Origin of the sequence: Granulicella sibirica, from assembly GCF_004115155.1 — a bacterium.
GTDB classification, from domain to species: Bacteria; Acidobacteriota; Terriglobia; order Terriglobales; family Acidobacteriaceae; genus Edaphobacter; species Edaphobacter sibiricus.
The window spans coordinates 193,559-212,847 of sequence record NZ_RDSM01000003.1 but is presented as its reverse complement, the minus strand read 5'-3'; the positions used below and the strand labels follow the sequence as shown (position 1 = coordinate 212,847).

The following is a 19,289-nucleotide window of genomic DNA, read 5'->3' as shown; positions in this document are numbered from 1 at the left end:
TCCGCCTACTCCGCCTTACCAACCAACCTCTCCTTGTACGTCTTCTGGAAGAGATAGAACGCCTGCTTCTTCTCCCCCTTCTCCGAGAACAGTCCTTTTCGATTGAACCCATCCTGCAGCTTCGGAATATTGCGGCCCGGCGAGCGGAAGTCCATCAGCACCCACGGCACAAGCCCACGCACCTGCGGGATCTTGTTGATCATCACGAACTGGTGTTCGTAGACGTTCACCTGCTGCTCCTCCGCCCAGCGATCGTTCCTCCCACCGTGGTCTCCGAACTTCGCCTCTGCCCCAAACTCCGACATCAGGATAGGCTTATTCGGCATCGTCCAATGCAGCTTGTCTGCCTCATCCGGCGTCCCCTCATACCAACCGACGTACTCGTTCTGCCCAACCACGTCCAGAGCATTCGCCAGCGGATCATCCTGCACGATCTGGTCCCCCTTCGCATGCGGTCCGATCAACGCGGACGTAATCGGCCTCGTCGCATCCAGCCTCCGCGCCTCGTTCGCCAGATCCGTCAGGAACTTCGTCCGCGTCGGGTTGTTCGGCGTCTCATTCGAAACCGACCACAGGATCACCGAAGCCTTGTTCCTATCCCGCCGAATCATCTCGTTCAGCATGAACGTAGCCTTCGCATACACCTCGGGCTTCTCGAACGAGATATGCTGCCACAGCGGAATCTCCGACCAGATCATGATCCCCTGCTTGTCCGCCATCCGTTCCATGCGCTCATCATGCGGATAGTGCGCAAGCCGCACAAAGTTCGCATTCAGATCCTTCAGAAACCCGAAGATGTTCTTTACATCCTCATCGCTGTAAGCGCGACCCGTCCGGATCGGAGCCTCGGCATGCATATTCGCGCCCTGCAGAAAGATTGCCTTCCCATTCAACAGGATCCGCGTCCCATCAACCCGAATATCGCGGAACCCGATCTCCTCATCGATCCTGTCCTCACCCGAAGCCAGCTCGACCTTGTACAGCTTCGGTGTCTCATGAGACCAAAGCTCAAGCTTGCTCGCCTTCACCTCGAATGCCGCCTTACCGTCACCATCCGTCTTGGCCGTCGTCCTCACCCCAGCTTCAGGAACGCTGACAGTGACATTCGTACCAGCAGCGGCACCGACGACATGCACATACCCAGTCAACGTATTCGCATTCACTGAAGAAAACGTAGCCTCCTTCTTCAAGTGGACGTCATAGTCGTCAATGAACGCCGGCGGCACCGTCACCAGAGATACATCCCGGTTCAGTCCGCCATAGTTGAACCAGTCGATCGACACCGAAGGAATACCATCCACCATCCGCGTCGAGTCCACCGCAATCACGACGGAGTTCTGCGTCGGCTTCAAAATCGCCGTCACCTCGCAATCAAACGGGGTAAACCCACCCTCGTGATCGCAAACATGCTTCCCATTCATCCACACAAACGACTTGTAGTTCGCCGCGCCGATATGTAAAAACGTCCGAGCCCCCGCCTTCGCCTGAAAGTCGAAGTCCCGCTCAAACCACACCACGCCCTCGAACCGGAACAACGCCGGATCCTGCGTGTTCCAGTCTCCCGGCACCTTCATCGTCGGAGCCGTGGCAAAGTCGTACTCATCGTTATGCGGCCCGCTGCTGATGTTCGGGTGCGTGTTCAGCCCGTAGCCGTCTTCCTTCACCGTCCCATCCGGCTTATAAAGACCCTTGGCTGGTGGCTGATCCACCAGATAATGCCAGTCCCCATCAAGCGAAGTAACCGAACGCCGGTCCACCCCAACCAGCAGTGTCTTTAGCGGCTGCTGCGCGCAAACCGGTAGAACCAGTCCGCAGAAGACAAGCAGAGCCGACGAAACGCGCCACGTGAAAGAAGCCTTGGGAAGAATCCTGGAGACGTTGCTCATACCACCTCGTCCTTCGTTTGAAATCAGATAAATCGCCCGATTGAGCGGAGAAGGGATCAGCGGCAGAGGCGCGGGATAGATTCCACGCAACCGTTGGACCAAGCTTCTCTACTCAACCGGGCATCCTACCAGACGAAGGGATGAGATGGCAGTGGTAAGACCGCTATCCCGATTTTCAGCAGGACCGGCAGGTACTAAAAGGACTCCCCAACCATCTCCTCGCTCTTCTTCCAGAGCGCCTTGGCATTGTCAGGATCAAGCGCATACGCACGAACACCTTCGCTGATCGCGCTGATGGTCACATCGTCCGCCACAATCCTGCCGACATGGCAGTTCTCGCAGTACCGTCCGCCAATCTCCTCAGCCGGAGCCACGACACCCGCCCAGACCGACGTCGCCGCGCCCTGCGGAATCGTCTTGAACTCAAACGGGCCGCCGCCTTCCGCTTCGAGTTGCTTGCTGATCTGCGCCACCATCGCCTCGAGCTGCCCCGGCTCCATGTGACGGCCAAGCTCGGTATAGATCCCGCCCGGATGAACCGCCGCAGCCCGCACGCCCCGCTCCTTGTGCCGCCGATCGAACTCGACCGCGAACAGAATATTCGCCGTCTTCGATCGCCCGTAAGCCACAAACGGCTCATACGTCGTGTGTTCAAAGTTTGGATCGACTAGATCGACGTTCGCGAACCGATGTCCCGAGGAAGCAAGGTTGATCAGCCGTCCACCGTCTCGGATCAGGGAAGCAATCCGATTGACGAGCACAAAGTGGCCCAGGTGATTCGTCCCGAACTGCGTCTCAAAGCCATCGGAGGTATGCCCGAACGGTGTCGCCATTACGCCCGCATTCGCGATCACCACGTCGAAGAGTTCGCCTTTCTTCAGCAGTTCATCCGCGCAAGCCCGAACGCTTTTCAGGTCGGAGAGATCAAGCGCAATCAGCTCGAAGCCGCCACCATTCGCAGCCGCATCGTCACGCACCTGCGCCGTAGCGCCTTCGGCCTTTGCGAGATCCCGCGCCGCACCGACAACATAGGCTCCATGCGCGACCAGCGCCCGCGCCGTCTCCACGCCGATCCCAGCCGAAACGCCGGTAACTAGAATCCGCCTGCCATCCAGCCTCACACCCGAAAGCACATCTTCCGTCGTCGACTTCGCACCAAAAGTGTTCGCCATCTTCATCCCCCTGCAGTTTGACCTTTCATTGGAACCAGGCAGCGCGGTTGACGCGCCGCTATGACACGCATAAAACGGAGATGCTCTCCGTAATAAGTATCAGACAACCGGAGACATTCTCCGGTTGCAATAATTTTCCGTGACGGAAGCATGACTGAGAAACCATCACAACCCGCCGAGCGAAGACCGCGCGCCGACGCGCAGCGCAACCGGGACCGCATCCTCGAGATCGCCAAAGAGGCCTTTACCCGCGAAGGCGCAAATATCAGCCTGGACGACGTCGCCAGGCAGGCCGGAGTCGGCCCCGGAACCCTCTACCGCCACTTCCCCACCCGCGACGCTCTTCTCGAAGCCGTCTACCGCACCGAGGTAGGAAAGCTGGCTGCTGCCGAGGCAGAGTTCGCGAAAACCCTGCCGCCTGTCGAAGCTCTGCGCGCCTGGATGCTCCTCTTCGTCGACTACATCGCCGCCAAGCAGATCATCGCCCCGGCCCTCAATACCATCGTCGGCGGACCATCCAGGCTCTTCGACACCACAGGCGACCTGGTCAAACACGCGATAGAAGCCCTGGTCTCCCGTGCCATCGCAAGCGGCGACATTCGCCCCGACATCGACCCCATCGATCTTCTTCGTGCGCTCGTCGGCGTCTCGAACGTAGCTTCCACGCCGGATTGGCCGCAAAGCGCGAAGCGACTCGTCGAAATCCTCATCCTCGGCTCACGCCCAACAACGTAGACTTCAACGAGCTATCTTCCCCGTCCTGTGCTACGTAACGCCTGGAGCCTTATGACCGCGACTCGCCCGACCCTCCGGACCGCTCTCCGGCTCGTATTCTCTCTCTCCGCATTGGCGGCCGCACCCACCCTCCTCTCCCAGGCTCGCCCGACGCCCAGGCTCCCCGACACCATCCTCTTCGGAGCCGCCTACTACACCGAGTACACCCCCACCGATCGCCTCGACGAAGACGTCGCCATGATGAAGGCCGCGCACATCTCCGTCATCCGCATCGCGGAATCGACGTGGGGAACCGAAGAACCCCAGGAAGGCAAGTTCGACTTCTCCTACGTCGACCGCGTACTCAACGCGATGGACAAGGCCGGCATCAAGGTCATCGTCGGCACGCCGACCTACGCCGTCCCCACCTGGCTCGCACGCGAGCATCCCGACGTCCTCGCCATCACACCGCAAGGACCGGGCAAGTACGGCGCACGTCAGAACATGGACATCACGAATGTCCACTTCCGCTCGGCGGCGAAGGCGATGATCATCGCCCTCGTCGACCACGTCAAAGATCACCCGAGCGTGATCGGCTATCAACTCGACAACGAGACGAAGTCGTACCACACCAGCGGACCCAACGTTCAGGCAGCCTTCGTCACGCAACTGAAGCAGAAGTGGCCTGACCTGAACGCCTTCAACAAGGAGTTCGGTCTGGACTACTGGAGCAATCGCGTCAACGACTGGAGCGACTTCCCCGACGTCACCGGCACCATCAACGCAAGCCTCGCCTCAGCCTTCGCCGAGTTCCAGCGCGGCCTTGTCACCGAGTACCTGCAGTGGCAGAGCGACCTTGTCCACGCCCACGCACGCCCCGGCCAGTTCGTCACGCAAAACTTCGACCTCGACTGGCGCGGCTACTCCTACGGCGTCCAGACCCAGGTCAACCACTTCGACGCGGCCAAGACTCTCGACGTCGCCGGCATCGACATCTATCACCCCACCCAGGACCACCTCACCGGCACCGAAATAGCCTTCGGCGGCGACCTCACCCGCTCCCTCCGTCACGGCCAGAACTACCTTCTCATCGAAACCGAGGCCCAGGGCTTTCCCGAGTGGCTTCCCTATCCTGGCCAACTCCGCCTGCAAGCCTTCAGTCACCTCGCCTCCGGAGCCAACATGGTCGAGTACTGGCACTGGAGCACCACCAACAACGCATTCGAAACCTACTGGCGCGGCCTCCTCAGCCAGGACGGAAAACCAAACGCCACCTACGATGAGGCGAAGACAATAGGCGACGACCTGGCCCGTCTCGGCCCCAGGCTCGTCAACATGCAGAAGCACAACAAGATCGCGATCTATGTCAGCAACCGCGCATTGACCGCCTTCGACAGCTTCAAGTTCGGCTGGACTTCGAAGGAGACCTACAACGACGTCCTCCGCCCCTTTTACGACGCCCTCTACCGCATCAACGCCGAGGTCGACTTCATCGACCCCTCCACCACCGATCTCTCCGCCTACAAGCTCATCGTCGTCCCAGCCCTCTACGCAGCGACCGACGCTGAACTCACCCGCCTCAATCAGTTCGCGAAGAGCGGCGGACACGTCTTCTACACCTTCAAAAGCGGTTTCTCCGACGAGAACGTCAAGGTCCGCCACACCGACCAGCCCGGCATGCTCACCGAAAGCACAGGCGTCACTTACAACCAGTTCACCCTGCCTGACAACGTCTCCCTGGCAGGAGACCCCTACCACGTCGGCGCCAAGGAGAATCAGGCCCGCTGGTGGATGGAACTGCTCACCCCGACGACCACCGCAACCGTCCTCGCGCGTTACCAGCATCCCACCTGGGGCCGTTATGCCGCGATCACCCGAAACCAGTACGGGAGCGGCGAAGTAACCTACCTCGGCTTTATGCCGTCCGACGCGCTCCTCGAGAAGCTCATGGCCGAAGCCGTCACTCGCGCCGGTCTGACCACGCCCGCGCAGCAGGCTCACTACCCCATGATCATCCGGAGTGGCACCCTGCACGACGGCCACCCCGTCCATTACGTCCTCAACTACTCGGCCAACCCGTCAAGTGTTCCTTACGGATTTGCCGCCGGCCGCAACCTCCTGAATGACGCTCCGGTTCAGGCCAACTCGAGTCTGGCGCTGCCTCCGTGGGGCTTCGCGGTCGTAGAAGAAGACGGATCTGCAGGCGCAAAATGACCGGCGGGTCAAATATTATCGGGTCGCTTCTCCGGCGAGTGCCGAATCGGTGAGTCGCGCAAGTCCCTCATACAAAAGGGTTAGCGATCAAGGCGCGTTGGAAGCTGACAGATCGCACGCTCCCGAAAAGCAAGGAAACGGCTTCCGTCTGCGAAATACCTAGGCTGAGAACGAAACTTCCAGACAGTTCCAAAACGTCAAACGTTTTGAGATCTCTGCGGAGAAGTACCAGCGCGCTCGCCCGCGGGTGAAATTCCGCGCAAATTGAACATCTGCACGACTATCAAGAAGGATCAGAATGGATCAGCAACAAGGTAGTAAACCGGCAGACGGCCCGGAACTCGGCGAATCCTTCGAAGCACAAACCGCAAGTAACCTCGGTACTTCCTTCGTCGAGCACAACACCACGCCACCTGAGCACCGCAAGCGACGACATCTCTGGATCTGGATCACGCTCGCCATCCTACTCATTGCGGCATTTATCGTCTACCGCTCCAGAAAAGAGCCCGCCGCGGGCGCAGCCAAGGCCCCGGCAGCCGGCGGCCGAGGACAGAACGGCCCCGCCGCCATCACGGTGGCCCAGTCGAAGACCGGCAACATGAACATCTATGTCGACGCCCTCGGCACCGTCACCCCCACCAACACCGTCACCATCTATAGCCAGATCACTGGCCGCGTCATGGCGGTCCACTACCGCGAAGGCCAGCTCGTCCACAAGGGCGACGCCCTCGTCGAGATCGATCCCCGTCCCTACGAAGCCGCCCTCACCCAGGCCCTCGGCACCCTCAAGCACGATCAGGGAGTCCTCGCCGAAGCCCGCATCGACTACGCCCGCTACAAGGACGCCTTCGCCCGCAACGCCATCGCCCGCCAGCAGGTTGAGGATCAGGAGCAGACCGTGCTCCAGTACGAAGGCACCGTCCAGGCAGACGAGGGCACCGTCGAATCCGATCGCGTCCAGCTCAGCTACTGCCATATCGTCGCGCCGATCACGGGCCGTGTAGGCCTCCGCCTCGTCGATCCCGGCAACACCATCTTCTCCGGATCGAGTTCCACCCTCGTCGTGATCACTCAGGTCCAGCCCATCACCGTCGTCTTCAACGTCTCCGAAGACGACCTTCCCAGCGTCCAGGCTCAGCTTCACGGCCGCAGTGAACTCGCCGTCGACGCCTTCGACCGCTCCAACGACAATCGCCTCGACATCGGCAAGCTCACCTCGCTGAACAACCAGATCGACACCACCACCGGAACCGTCAAGTTCCGCGCCAGCTTCCCCAACGCCCAGTCCCAGCTCTACCCGAACCAGTTCGTCAACGCGCGACTCCACGTCCGCACCCTGCAGAACACGACCCTCATCCCCTCCGCCGCCGTCCAGCATAACGGAACCGCGTCGTTCGTCTACGCCGTCAAGTCAGGCCCCAATAGCTCTGGCACCGTCGCCGTGCAGCCCATCACCGTCCTCACCAGCGACGACACCAATACCGCCGTCCAAGGCATCGGTCCCAATCTCACCATGGCGACCAGCGGCTTTGACCGGCTCGAAGGAGGAACCAAGGTCCAGATCAACGGCAGCAGCTCCGGAACGAAGAACTCCGCGAACGCCGGCGCGCAGACTGGGACACCGGGCAAATGAACCCATCACGCCCTTTTATCCTTCGCCCGGTCGCGACCGCTCTCCTCATGGTCGCCATCTTTCTCGCCGGCGGCGTGGCCTACTTCCAGCTTCCCGTCTCCGCACTGCCTGAAGTCAACTATCCGACCATGCAGGTCCTCACCTTCTACCCCGGAGCCAGTCCGGACGTAGTCGCCTCCGCCGTCACCGCCCCGCTCGAGCGCCAGTTCGGCCAGGTCGCCGGCCTCTCCCAGATGACCTCCACCTCTGCCGGTGGTGTCTCCGTCATCGTGATGCAGTTCCAGCTCACGCTCGATATCGACGTGGCTGAACAAGAGGTGCAGGCCGCCATCAACGCCGGCCAGAGCTACCTTCCCGCGAACCTCCCCGCCCCACCCATCTACTCGAAGTCGAACCCCGCCGACGCCCCCGTCCTCACCCTCGCCCTCACCTCGAATGAGATCCCTCTCTCGCAGGTCGAAGACCTCGCAGACACCCGCCTCTCCCCCAAGATCTCCCAGATCTCCGGAGTCGGTCTTGTTTCCATCTCCGGTGGCCAGAAGCCCGCCGTCCGCATCCAGGCCAACCCCACCGCCCTCTCGAACTACGGCATCAACCTCGAAGACCTCCGCAACGCCCTCACCAGCAACTCGCTCAACTCCGCCAAGGGTAACTTCGACGGCCCCACGCAGGACTACACCATCAACGCGAACGACCAGCTCCTCTCAAGCGACGACTACAAGCAGGTCGTAGTCGCCTACCGCAACGGAGCCCCCGTCCTTCTTCCGCAGGTCGCCCGCATCTTCGACGGTGTCGAGAACAATAAGCTCGCCGCCTGGAATAACGCGACTCCCGCCGTCATCGTCAACATCCAGCGCCAGCCCGGTGCCAACACCATCCAGGTCGTCGATTCTATCCAGCGCCTCCTGCCCCAGCTCGAGACAACCCTCCCCCAGTCGGTCCACGTCCAGATCGTCACCGACCGCACCACCGCCATCCGCGCCTCCGTCAAGGACGTCGAGTTCGAGCTCATGCTCACCATCGCCCTCGTCGTGATGGTCATCTTCCTCTTTCTGCGCTCCATCTCCGCCACCATCATTCCGTCGATCGCCGTGCCTCTCTCGCTCGTCGGCACGCTCGGCGTGATGTACCTCTTCGGCTACTCGCTCAACAACCTCAGCATGATGGCTCTCACCATCTCCACCGGCTTCGTGGTGGACGATGCCATCGTCATGATCGAGAACATCTCCCGCTACATCGAAGAGGGCGAAGAACCCATGGAGGCCGCCCTCAAGGGCGCCGAGCAGATCGGCTTCACCATCCTCTCGCTCACCGTCTCCCTCATCGCCGTCCTGATACCGCTCCTCTTTATGGGAGACATCGCCGGACGCCTCTTCCGCCAGTTCGCCGTCACCCTCGCCGTCACAATCCTCATCTCGGCCTTCGTCTCCCTCACCCTTACCCCGATGATGTCGGCCCGCCTGCTCACCTACACCCCGCCCGAGAAGCAGAGCCGCTTCTACAAGGTTTCCGAGCACATCTTCGAATCCATCATCGACTTCTATGGGCGCACCCTGCAGTTCGTGCTGCGCTTCCAGACCCTCACCCTCCTCGTCGCCCTTGCGACCCTCATCCTCACCGTCGTTCTCTACATCACCATCCCCAAGGGCTTCTTCCCCACCCAGGACACCGGCATCATTCAGGGCATCACCCAGGCCTCAGCCTCCATCTCCTTCGACGCCATGTCCAAGCGCCAGTTGGAGCTCGGCAAAGTCATCCTGCAGGATCCCGCCGTCGACTCCATCTCCTCCTTCATCGGTCCCGACGGAACGAACACCACCCTCAACAGCGGCCGCATCCAGATCAATCTCAAGCCTCTCGAAGACCGTGGCATCTCCGCCACCGAGGTGATCGACCGTCTCGGTCCCAATCTCGAAAAAGTCGACGGCATCAAGCTCTACATGCAGCCGATCCAGGACCTCACCGTCGACGATCGCGTCAGCCGCACCGAGTACCAGTACACGATTGAAGATCCAAGCCAGACCGAGCTCGACCAGGTATCCGCCAAGGTCGTCGCCCGTCTCAAGCAGCTCCCCCAGCTTGCTGACGTCGTCACCGACCAGCAGCTTGGAGGCAAAGCCGAATCCCTCGTCATCGACCGCGCCACCGCGTCCCGCTTCGGCATCACCCCGAACGCCATCGACAACACCCTCTACGATGCCTTCGGTCAGCGCCAGATCAACACGATGTACACGCAGTTGAACCAGTACCACGTCATCCTCGAAACCGATCCCCGCTTCCAGCTCACGCCCGAGCGTCTCCACGACATCTACATCCAGGGCACAAGCTCCGGAACCGGAACCGTCGGAGCCACCGCCGCCACCACCCAGGGATCCTCCGCAGGAGCCGGAAACGCAAGCTCCACAACCACCTCGCTCCTCACCCCCACCACCACCTCCGGCATCTCCACCAACTCGAACTCGAACGCCGTCACCAACAACGCGTCCTCCTCGAACGCCACCACCACCTCAAGCAACACCTCCGCCCTTACCTCCAGCGGAAGCACAAGCTCGAACGTAATCTCGAGCGCCAGCACCACCACCGGCACCTCATCGGCAAACAACACCTCCACCAGCGGAACCAGTCGCACCGCATCCTCCACCTCATCTGGCGGCGGAGGCACGGCAGCCACAAGCGCGACCGGAGCCACGGCAACCGCCTCCGTCCCCGTCCCGCTCAGCGCTTTCACCCACTTCGAATCGAAGAGCCAGGCGCTCTCGATCAATCACCAGGGCCAGTTCCCTGCGGTCACCATCTCGTTTAACCTCAACACCGGCTACTCCCTCGGCCAGGCCCTCACGGCCATCAACGAGGTCCTCGCCAAGTCGGATCTCCCGCCGAGCGTCGTCGCCAACTACCAGGGCACCGCCGCGGCCTTCGAAGGCTCCCTCTCGAACGAGGCCATCCTCGTCCTCGCAGCCCTCGTCACCGTCTACATCGTCCTCGGTGTCCTCTACGAGAGCTTCATCCATCCGATCACCATCCTCTCAACACTTCCGTCGGCCGGTGTCGGAGCCCTCCTCGCTCTTCGTCTCTTCAACCTCGATCTCGACATCGTCGGCATCATCGGAATCATCCTGCTCATAGGCATCGTTAAGAAAAACGGCATCATGATGGTCGACTTCGCCCTCGAAGGCGAGCGACACCACGGCCTCAACGCGACGGACGCCATCTATCAGGCGGCCATCCTCCGCTTCAGGCCCATCCTCATGACCACCATGGCTGCCCTGCTCTCAGGCATCCCACTCGCCTTCGGGTCCGGCATCGGCTCCGAGCTGCGCAAACCCCTCGGCGTCGCGATGGTTGGCGGCCTCATCTTCTCGCAGGTCCTCACCCTCTACACCACGCCCGTCATCTACATCTTCTTCGACAACCTCAGCGCCCGTATCTCCGGCAAGCGCCCATCGAAGACAACAGTAGCCCAGCCCGAACAGCAGCCGGAGGCGGTATGAACCCCTCCCGCCTCTTCATCGATCGCCCTGTAGCGACAACGCTCCTCACCATCGCCGTTGCCCTCGCCGGCATCATCGCCTTCAACGTCCTTCCCGTCTCCCCGCTGCCGCAGGTGGACTTCCCCACCATCACCGTCGCCGCCGCCCTCCCAGGCGCGAGCCCCGACATCATGGCGAGTTCCATCGCCACCCCGCTCGAGCGTCAGTTCGGCCACATCGCCGGCGTCACCGAGATGACCTCGTCGTCGGCCATCGGCACTACCAGCGTCACCCTCCAATTTGATCTCTCCCGCAACATCGACGGAGCCGCCCGCGACGTAGAGGCCGGCATCAACGCTGCTCGCACTTACCTTCCCGCCAACCTCCCTGCGAACCCCACCTACCGCAAGGTCAATCCTGCCGACTCGCCCATCATGGTCCTCGGCGTCCAGTCCGACGTGTACGACGTCCCTGCCCTCTACGACGAAGCCTCCACCGTCATCGAGCAGCGTATCTCCCAGATCACCGGGGTCGGTCAGGTCACTGTCGTCGGAGCATCGCTCCCAGCCGTCCGCGTCGAGCTCAACCCCAACCAGCTCGCCAGCTACGGGATCGGCCTCCAGACCGTTCAATCCGCCATCGCCGCCCAGAACGCCAACACCGCCAAGGGTCAGATCTCGAACGGCGACACCACCATCGACATCCTCGCCAACGATCAGATCTCCAAAGCCGAGTTTTACAAGCCCCTCATCGTCGGCTATCACAACGGGGCTGCCGTCCGCCTCCAGGATGTCGCCGACGTCGTCGACTCGCAGCAGAGTATGCGACAGGCCGGCTATCTCAACGGCAAGCCCGGCGTGAACATCATCATCTTCCGCCAGCCCGGCGCCAACATCATCACCACCGTCGATGGAATCAAGGCGGCGATTCCCTCCCTTCAGGCGACCATCCCCTCGGGCCAGCACATCATCACCGTCGTCGATCGCACGACGACCATTCGCGCCTCCGTCAACGACATCGAGATCACCCTTGTCATCAGCGTCTTCCTCGTCATCGGCATCGTCTTCATCTTCCTCCGCAACGGCCGAGCCACCCTCATCCCCGCTGTCGCCGTACCTGTCTCCCTTATCGGCACCTGCGCAGTGATGTACCTCTGCGGCTTCTCCATCGACAACCTCTCGCTCATGGCCCTCGCCATCGCCAGCGGCTTCGTCGTCGACGACGCCATCGTCGTCATGGAGAACATCACCCGCCACCTCGAAGAGGGCTTCCACCCCATCGAAGCAGCCCTCAAAGGAGCCGAGGAGATCGGTTTCACCGTCTTCTCCATCTCCATCTCCCTCATCGCCGTCTTTATCCCCTTGCTCTTGATGGGCGGCATCATCGGCCGCCTCTTCCGCGAGTTCGCCATCACGCTCTCGGCAGCCATCCTGGTCTCCATGGTCGTCTCCCTAACCACGACCCCGATGATGTGCTCCCGGCTGCTCAAGCCGGAGAAGGAGATCCAGCACGGCCGCCTCTACAACTGGTCCGAGCGCGTCTTCGACCGCATCCTCAACTTCTACCGCGTCACCCTCACCTGGACGCTCGATCACCCCGCCCTCATCCTCCTCGTCTTCCTCGGAACCCTCGGCCTGAACATCTTCCTCATCGCCCGCGTCCCCAAGGGCTTCTTCCCCCAGCAGGACACCGGCGTCATGATGGGCGGCATGCAGGGTCCGCAGGACACCTCCTTCACCGCCATGAGCGCCTCCGTCCGCGAGGCCGTCAGCGTCATCAAGTCGGATCCCGGCGTCGCCAACGTCATGGCCTTCACCGGCGGCCAGGGAGCCGTGAACAGCGGCTTCACCTTTATCGCCCTCAAGCCTCTCTCCGAACGCAAGGCAAGCGCCGCCGAAATCATCAACCGCCTCCGGCCCAAACTCGCCCGCATCTCCGGAGCCGCCACCTTCCTCCAGGCCGCGCAGGATATCCGCATCGGTGGCCGCCAGTCCTCCGCCCAGTACCAGTACACCCTCGCCGCCGACACCACCCAGGAACTGCAGAAGTTCGGCCCCATGCTCGTCACCGAACTCAAGAAGACCCCCGGCATCCAGGACGTCAACACCGACCAGCAGAACCGCGGCCTTCAGGCCCTGCTCGACTATGACCGCCCCACCGCCGCACGCCTCGGCGTCACGCCACAATCCCTCGACACCGCCCTCTACGACGCCTTCGGCCAGGCCGAAGTCTCCACCATCTACACCGAACTCAACCAGTACTACGTCATCATGGAAGTCGCGCCCAAGTACTGGGCCGGTCCCGACGGCCTCAAGCAGACCTGGCTCGTGCCCACCGTCGGCAACGGAGCCATCCCCCTCGACGCCCTCGTCAAGTACGCCCCGTCGACCTCACCCCTCTCCGTCAATCACACCGGGCTCTTTCCCTCCGTCACCGTCTCCTTCAACCTCGCTCCCGGCTTTTCGCTCGGACAGGCCACCCAGGAGATCGAAGCGATCCAGCAGCGTCTCGGCGTCCCTCCCAGCGTCCACGGCGAGTTCTCCGGCACACTCCAGGCTTTCCAGGCTTCTCTCAGCTCCGAACCCTACCTCATCCTCACAGCGATCCTCGCCGTCTACATCGTCCTCGGCATCCTCTACGAGAGCCTGATCCACCCGCTCACCATCCTCTCCACTCTCCCCTCCGCCTCCATCGGAGCCATGCTCGCCCTCCTCATCACCGGCTCCGATCTCGACGTCATGAGCATCATCGGCATCATCCTGCTTATCGGAATCGTCAAGAAGAACGCCATCATGATGATCGACTTCGCCCTCAACGCCGAGCGCAACGAGGGCAAGAACACCCGCGACTCCATCTTCGAAGCTTCCATGCTCCGCTTCCGCCCCATCCTCATGACCACCATGGCCGCCCTCTTCGGAGCCGTGCCCCTCGCCGTCGGAACCGGCATCGGCTCCGAGCTCCGCCGACCCCTCGGCATCTCCATCATCGGCGGACTCATCGTCTCGCAGGTCCTCACCCTCTACACCACACCCGTGATCTACCTCTTCATGGACAATCTCCGGCTGCGCTTCAGCCGCGACAAGCATCCCGAGCCGTCGCTCCACGCCAGCCCGGCCACCAGGTAAACACACATGAAACCCGCCTCAAGACTCCTCGCTGCTTCCCTCGTCTCTCTCTCTGTCGCCGGTTGCCGCGTAGGCCCGAAGTACGTCAAGCCCGTCACCCCCGCGCCGCCCGCATTCAAGGAGTCCTCCCCGACTGCCTACACCGGTGCCGCCGACGGAGCCTGGAAGCCTGCCAACCCATCCGACGCCGCCCTCAAAGGCAAGTGGTGGGAAATCTTCCAAGAGCCCGAGCTCAACACCCTCGAAGACCAGCTCGACATCAACAACCAGAACATCAAGCAGTACTTCCAGAACTTCCTCGCCGCCCGCGCCCAGGTCCGCGAAGCCCGCTCCAGCTTCTTCCCCACCCTCGCCGTCGCCCCCGACTACACCCGCACCCACACCCCCGGAACCCTCTCCAACCTCAACAGCACCGCAACCACCGCGACCACCACCCGCAGCGGCTCGACCGCGACTTCCATCTCCCTCCCCTTCGACGTCTCCTGGGAACCTGACCTCTGGGGCAAAATCCAGAACGAGGTCCGCGAGTACCAGTACGCCACCCAGGTCTCCGCCGCCGATCTCGAAAACGAACGCCTCTCCGAGCAGGCCTCCCTCGCCGAGTTCTACTTCGAGCTCCGCGGTCAGGACGCCCTCCAGCAGGTCTACGACGCCACCATCGCAGCCGACCGCGAATCCCTCAAGCTCACCCAGGCCCTCGTCGACACCGGCATCGACAGCCCCGAAGCCGTCGCCCAGGCCGAAGTCACCCTCGCCAACGCCGTCGAAGCCGGAACCGGTGTCGCCACCAACCGCGCCATCTACGAGCACGCCATCGCCACCCTCATCGGCAAGCCCGCCTCAGACTTCTCCCTCCCCGTCCGCAACCTCACCACGCCGCTCCCGCCCATCCCCGTCGGCCTCCCGTCCCAGCTCCTCGAGCGCCGCCCCGACATCGCCGCCGCCGAGCGCACTATGGCCGAAGCCAACGCCATCATCGGCATCGAGCAGGCCGCCTACTACCCCACCCTGTCCCTCACCGGCTCCGGAGGACTCTCCTCGTCCACCATCGGCAGCCTCTTCTCTGCCCCATCCTTCCTCTGGTCCGTCGGTTCCACCGCATCCGAGACCATCTTCGACGCCGGCCTCCGCCGCGCAACCGTAGCGCAGTACACCGCCAACTTCAACGCCGACGTCGCCGCCTACCGCCAGACCACCCTCACCGCCTTCCAGCAGGTCGAAGACTACATCGCCACCCTCCGTATCAACTCGCAGCAGATCGTCCAGCAGCAAGTCGCCGTAGATGCCGCCCAGCGCTACCTCAACATCGCCACCGATCGCTACAAGACCGGCCTCGACCCCTACCTCAACGTCATCACCGCCCAGACCACCCTGCTCTCCGACCAGCAGACCCAGGTCACCCTCCGCACCGCCCAGATGACCGCCGCCGTCCAGCTCATCCAGGCCCTCGGCGGCGGCTGGGATACCACCAAGCTCCCCGCCGCCAACCAGGTAAACACCCCCGCCGCTGCCGACCAGGTCTCCACCACCCGCTAACAAGAATCTCGTGCTTGAAAAAGAAACCCGCCGTATCCGAGAACATACGGATACGGCGGGTTTGCTGTTGCCTTGCAGGACAAGTTAGAAGCGGTAGCTGCCCGAAAACTGCAGATGCCGTTCCGTCGACCGTACACCCTGGTTCGAGACATTCCCGAAGGTGCTGCTCGTGAGGCCGGTGTCGGGATTGCCATAGCTGCTGATGTTGAAGGCGTTGAAGGCATCGAAGCGGAAGCCGATCGTCTGTTCGCGGAAGGTATGAAAATCCTTGAAGGCTGACATATCGACGTTGAGGTAGCCGGGGCCGCGGACGTTGCCGTTGCGCGCGGTTCCGAAGGTGTTGTTGGCTGGGGTCCCGAAGGCGCAGACACCGTTATCGACTCCAGGCGTGGTGCACGGTGTCGCCGACGGGTCAGTTCCGAACCAGTGATCCAAGGACCGGTTTACGATCTTGAGCGCGCGGTACTGGTTCGGCCGGGTGGTTCCGTAACCGCTTGAGTTGTTTCCCGGACCGGTGACGGTGCCCGGAAAGCCCGTATAGGCAACGCCCGCGACCGCCAGCTTCCAGCCGCCGATGGCCTCGTCGACGACGCGGTTGACGTGCGAGAAGTAGTCCTTGCCCCGTCCCACGGGAAGGGCGTAGACGCCATTGCCGCTGAAGTTATGGCGGATGTCGTATCCGGCAGGACCCCAGTCCGCGGCACTGTTGTAGTAATCCTGGAAGGCTCCGGCGCTGCCGTACCCAGCGACGTTGAGGCTATAGTTGCCGAGGCTGTTCGTAAGGGCCTTGCCGTACGTGTAGTTGAGGGTGAACTCGAGGCCGTGCGTGGTGCGCTGGCGAAGGACAGCCTGGAGTGCGTTGTAGTTCATGGCGGCACGGGACTCGGTAATCAACAGCGGGTTGCTTCCAATGCTGATCGACGGGTCGGCTGCGTTCACGCCGATGTACTGGTTGTTGTAGTAGGGAGCGGAGGTTGGGTCTCCGTTGACCTTGTACTGGTTGAGGTTGCCGTAGTCTTCGATGTGCTGACCGCCCTCACCGAGGTAACCCACCTGCAGCGAGAGGCTGCGGGTCACCGCATACTCGGTGGTGAGGTTGTACTCCTGAACATAGGCCGGCTGGATGTTCTTGGGGTAGACGTTGAAGGTTCCGCCGTACTGGGTTGTGCCGCCGGTAAAGCCCTGCTCCGCGGTGCGAGGAGCGCCGGCGTTGGCAACCGTGGGAGTCACCACGTTGACGTTGACAGCCTGGATGAACGGCGTGATCGAGGTAAGCCGCTGGTTCGAGGAGTTGCCTTCGTAGAAGCTGGTCGCTCCATAGCCGCCGCGGACAACGAAACGGCTGTTGCCCTGGTACGAGAAGCCGACGCGAGGCATGATCTGGGTGTGGTTGCCGTCATAGCAGGCGCGCGTGCTGCAGATTCCGGAACCCACCGGTGCGCCGACGGGCACGCTCCCGGCATACTGAACCTGGCCCGTCGCGATATCGACGTTGCCGGTCTTGTTGTTGGATTCGAGCCACGGCTGGTCGTACTCGTAGCGAATGCCGATGTTGATCGTAAGATTCGGCATCGCTTTGAAGTCGTCGCTTACGAAACCTGCGGTGCGCCACTGCCTCTGGCCCACGTTGACGCTGCCAAGCGTGACTGCGGCGGAGGAGACGCGATCGAGCAGAAAGTCGGCTCCGCCGTACCCTGGGGCATTGCTGAGGTTTGGGTTGCTGGTGAAGCCGCCACCGTAGCCGATGTTGCCCAGGTAGCCGTTGTTGTTGCTCGTCGGATAGTTGTTCTGGTAGCGAAGCGCCTGGATGCCCGCCGTGATCGTGTGCTTGCCGCGCTGCCAGGTAATGTTGTCGACGTAGCTGAAGGTGTTATCGATAAGGCCGCCGTCGAAGGCCGCCGTTCCGACGCTGCTGAGGCCGTTGATGTTCTGGCTGGAGAATCCGTTGAAAGTCTGGTTGGGAAACGAGATACCCACCACGGCATTACCCTTCGTCCCGAACAGGCCGGTAGGATCCTGCGGGGCGCCCTGGTTCCAGTCCGTGCGAGTGAAGCCGGCGCGGGCGGAGTTCACGATGGACGGCGAGAAGATGTGAACCCAGTTAGCCCCGAAGAGCCTGCTTGGGTAGATGCTGACGCCGGGAAAGCTGACGGGCAGAAGCGCGGTCGATCCATCGTAGGCGGTCGACATCGAATAAAAGCCCGTGATCTTGTCGGAGGGGCGAGGATCGTACTCGATCTTGACGTCGCCCTGGTTGTTGGCCTTATAGCTGCGCGTCGGTCCCTGGAAGTTATTCTCGACGATACCGTCCGAAGCGGTCGCGTTCGGCAGGGGATAAAGCTCAGGATGAGCGAACAGGTACTTGGCTACCGGGTTGACGACGGGAACGCCGAGGTTACCCGTGTAGGGAGCGTAGTTGTTTTCGGAGTCATAGAGCTGGATGGGATTGCTTCCCGCAAGCAGCGCGGAGAAGTCGCCGTTACGCATCGCTTGGGAGAAGACGCTCGCCTGCCCGGTTCCGCCCTTGTGATAGCGGGAGCCAAGGTAGTCGACAAAGAAGAAAAGCTTGTCGCGCTTGATCGGACCGCCGAAGGTTCCGCCGAACTGAGACTGGGAGTAGGGGTTGATCGCAACGATGGGCTGACCATGCTTGTTGCCATAAGAGTTGGCGTTGGTGCGATAGTCCTGCACATAGCCGTAGGCAGAGCCGTGGAAGGCATTCGTCCCGCTCTTAAGGATGCTGACGATGCCTCCGCCGTTGACGTTGCCATAGTCGGCAGGGGAGTTGGCGGTGAGGACCTTGATCTCCTGGAGCGATTCAGGCGCGGGGCTGTAGGCGATGAGGTTGTTGAAGGTCTCGTTGTCGTCGATGCCGTCCAGGGTGAAGTTGTTCGCCTGGGCGCGGTTTCCGTTCAAATTCACGGTGTCGTTGTTGTTGAGGCTGCGCTCGATGCTCGTCGTGCCACTCGTCCCGTAGGTGCTGACCGAGCCGGGGAGATAAAGCGTGAGCGCGGAGAAGTCGAGACCGTTGAGGGGAAAGTTCTGGATGGTGTTGGCGGTAAAGGTGCCGCTCAGCGTTGCATCGTTGGTGTCGAGGATCTCGGCGGCTTCGGAGACGTTGACCGTGGTCTCGGACCCACCCACCGTGAGCTTCACGTTGAACGTGGTCGTCTGGAGCGCTTCGAGCGTGAACTGCGGGATATTCTGGTTGCCGAAGCCGGTCGCACTTACCGCGACCGTGTAGTGACCGATGGGCAGGAAGGCGATGCGATAAAGCCCCGCCGCATCCGACTTGGCCGGCGAGTCAACGCCCGTATCCACGTTGTGCGCCACGATCCGCGCGCCCGCGATCACCGCCCCACTGGGATCGCTCACCATACCGGTTACAGTACCGGTCACCGTCTGCGCCCCGCTAACCGACACGCAACAAACTACTGCGGCAGATGCTCCCGTGAGCATCCTGAAGATTCTGTTGTTCATACTGACCTCGCCTATAAGGGGTGAAACCGACCATCGTTGCCGAACCGGCGGCATCTTGA

General features: G+C 61.9%; 9 protein-coding genes. 6 read left to right on the top strand and 3 right to left on the bottom strand.

Annotated features, from left to right (window positions below):
* Positions 1 to 5 precede the first annotated feature (5 nt).
* A complete protein-coding gene (locus GRAN_RS17705) occupies positions 6 to 1,886 on the bottom strand; it encodes a glycoside hydrolase family 2 protein (protein ID WP_128914385.1) in 1,881 nt (626 codons plus the stop codon).
* Positions 1,887 to 2,080: 194 nt separating this feature from the next.
* Positions 2,081 to 3,058 carry an SDR family NAD(P)-dependent oxidoreductase gene (locus tag GRAN_RS17700; protein ID WP_128914384.1) on the bottom strand — a complete coding sequence of 326 codons (978 nt, stop codon included), beginning with the start codon at positions 3,056 to 3,058 and terminating at the stop codon, positions 2,081 to 2,083.
* Between the two features lie 150 nt (positions 3,059 to 3,208).
* Between GRAN_RS17700 and GRAN_RS17695 the strand changes: the two genes are divergently transcribed.
* The 6 genes from GRAN_RS17695 (at position 3,209) to GRAN_RS17670 (ending at position 15,750) form a co-directional block, all read left to right on the top strand.
* On the top strand, positions 3,209 to 3,793 hold the full coding sequence (locus GRAN_RS17695; protein ID WP_128914383.1) for a TetR/AcrR family transcriptional regulator: 585 nt from the start codon (positions 3,209 to 3,211) through the stop codon (positions 3,791 to 3,793).
* A 51-nt stretch (positions 3,794 to 3,844) separates the two neighbouring features.
* Entirely contained in the window at positions 3,845 to 5,986 is a 2,142-nt protein-coding gene (locus GRAN_RS17690) for a beta-galactosidase (RefSeq protein ID WP_128914382.1), read from the top strand.
* A gap of 298 nt (positions 5,987 to 6,284) precedes the next feature.
* A complete protein-coding gene (locus tag GRAN_RS17685; RefSeq protein ID WP_128914381.1) occupies positions 6,285 to 7,619 on the top strand; it encodes an efflux RND transporter periplasmic adaptor subunit in 1,335 nt (444 codons plus the stop codon).
* Positions 7,616 to 11,110, top strand: coding sequence for an efflux RND transporter permease subunit (locus GRAN_RS17680; protein ID WP_128914380.1), 3,495 nt, complete (start codon positions 7,616 to 7,618; stop codon positions 11,108 to 11,110). The genes GRAN_RS17685 and GRAN_RS17680 overlap by 4 nt, the downstream gene beginning before the upstream one ends.
* Positions 11,107 to 14,214 (top strand): efflux RND transporter permease subunit, encoded by a 3,108-nt coding sequence (locus tag GRAN_RS17675; RefSeq protein ID WP_128914379.1) that lies wholly within the window; start codon positions 11,107 to 11,109, stop codon positions 14,212 to 14,214. The genes GRAN_RS17680 and GRAN_RS17675 overlap by 4 nt, the downstream gene beginning before the upstream one ends.
* Before the next feature lie 6 nt (positions 14,215 to 14,220).
* Entirely contained in the window at positions 14,221 to 15,750 is a 1,530-nt protein-coding gene (locus tag GRAN_RS17670; protein WP_128914378.1) for an efflux transporter outer membrane subunit, read from the top strand.
* Positions 15,751 to 15,834: 84 nt separating this feature from the next.
* On the opposite strand, the gene GRAN_RS17665 is transcribed toward GRAN_RS17670, so the two are convergent.
* A complete protein-coding gene (locus GRAN_RS17665; RefSeq protein WP_128914377.1) occupies positions 15,835 to 19,230 on the bottom strand; it encodes a TonB-dependent receptor in 3,396 nt (1,131 codons plus the stop codon).
* Between the last annotated feature and the right edge of the window lie 59 nt (positions 19,231 to 19,289).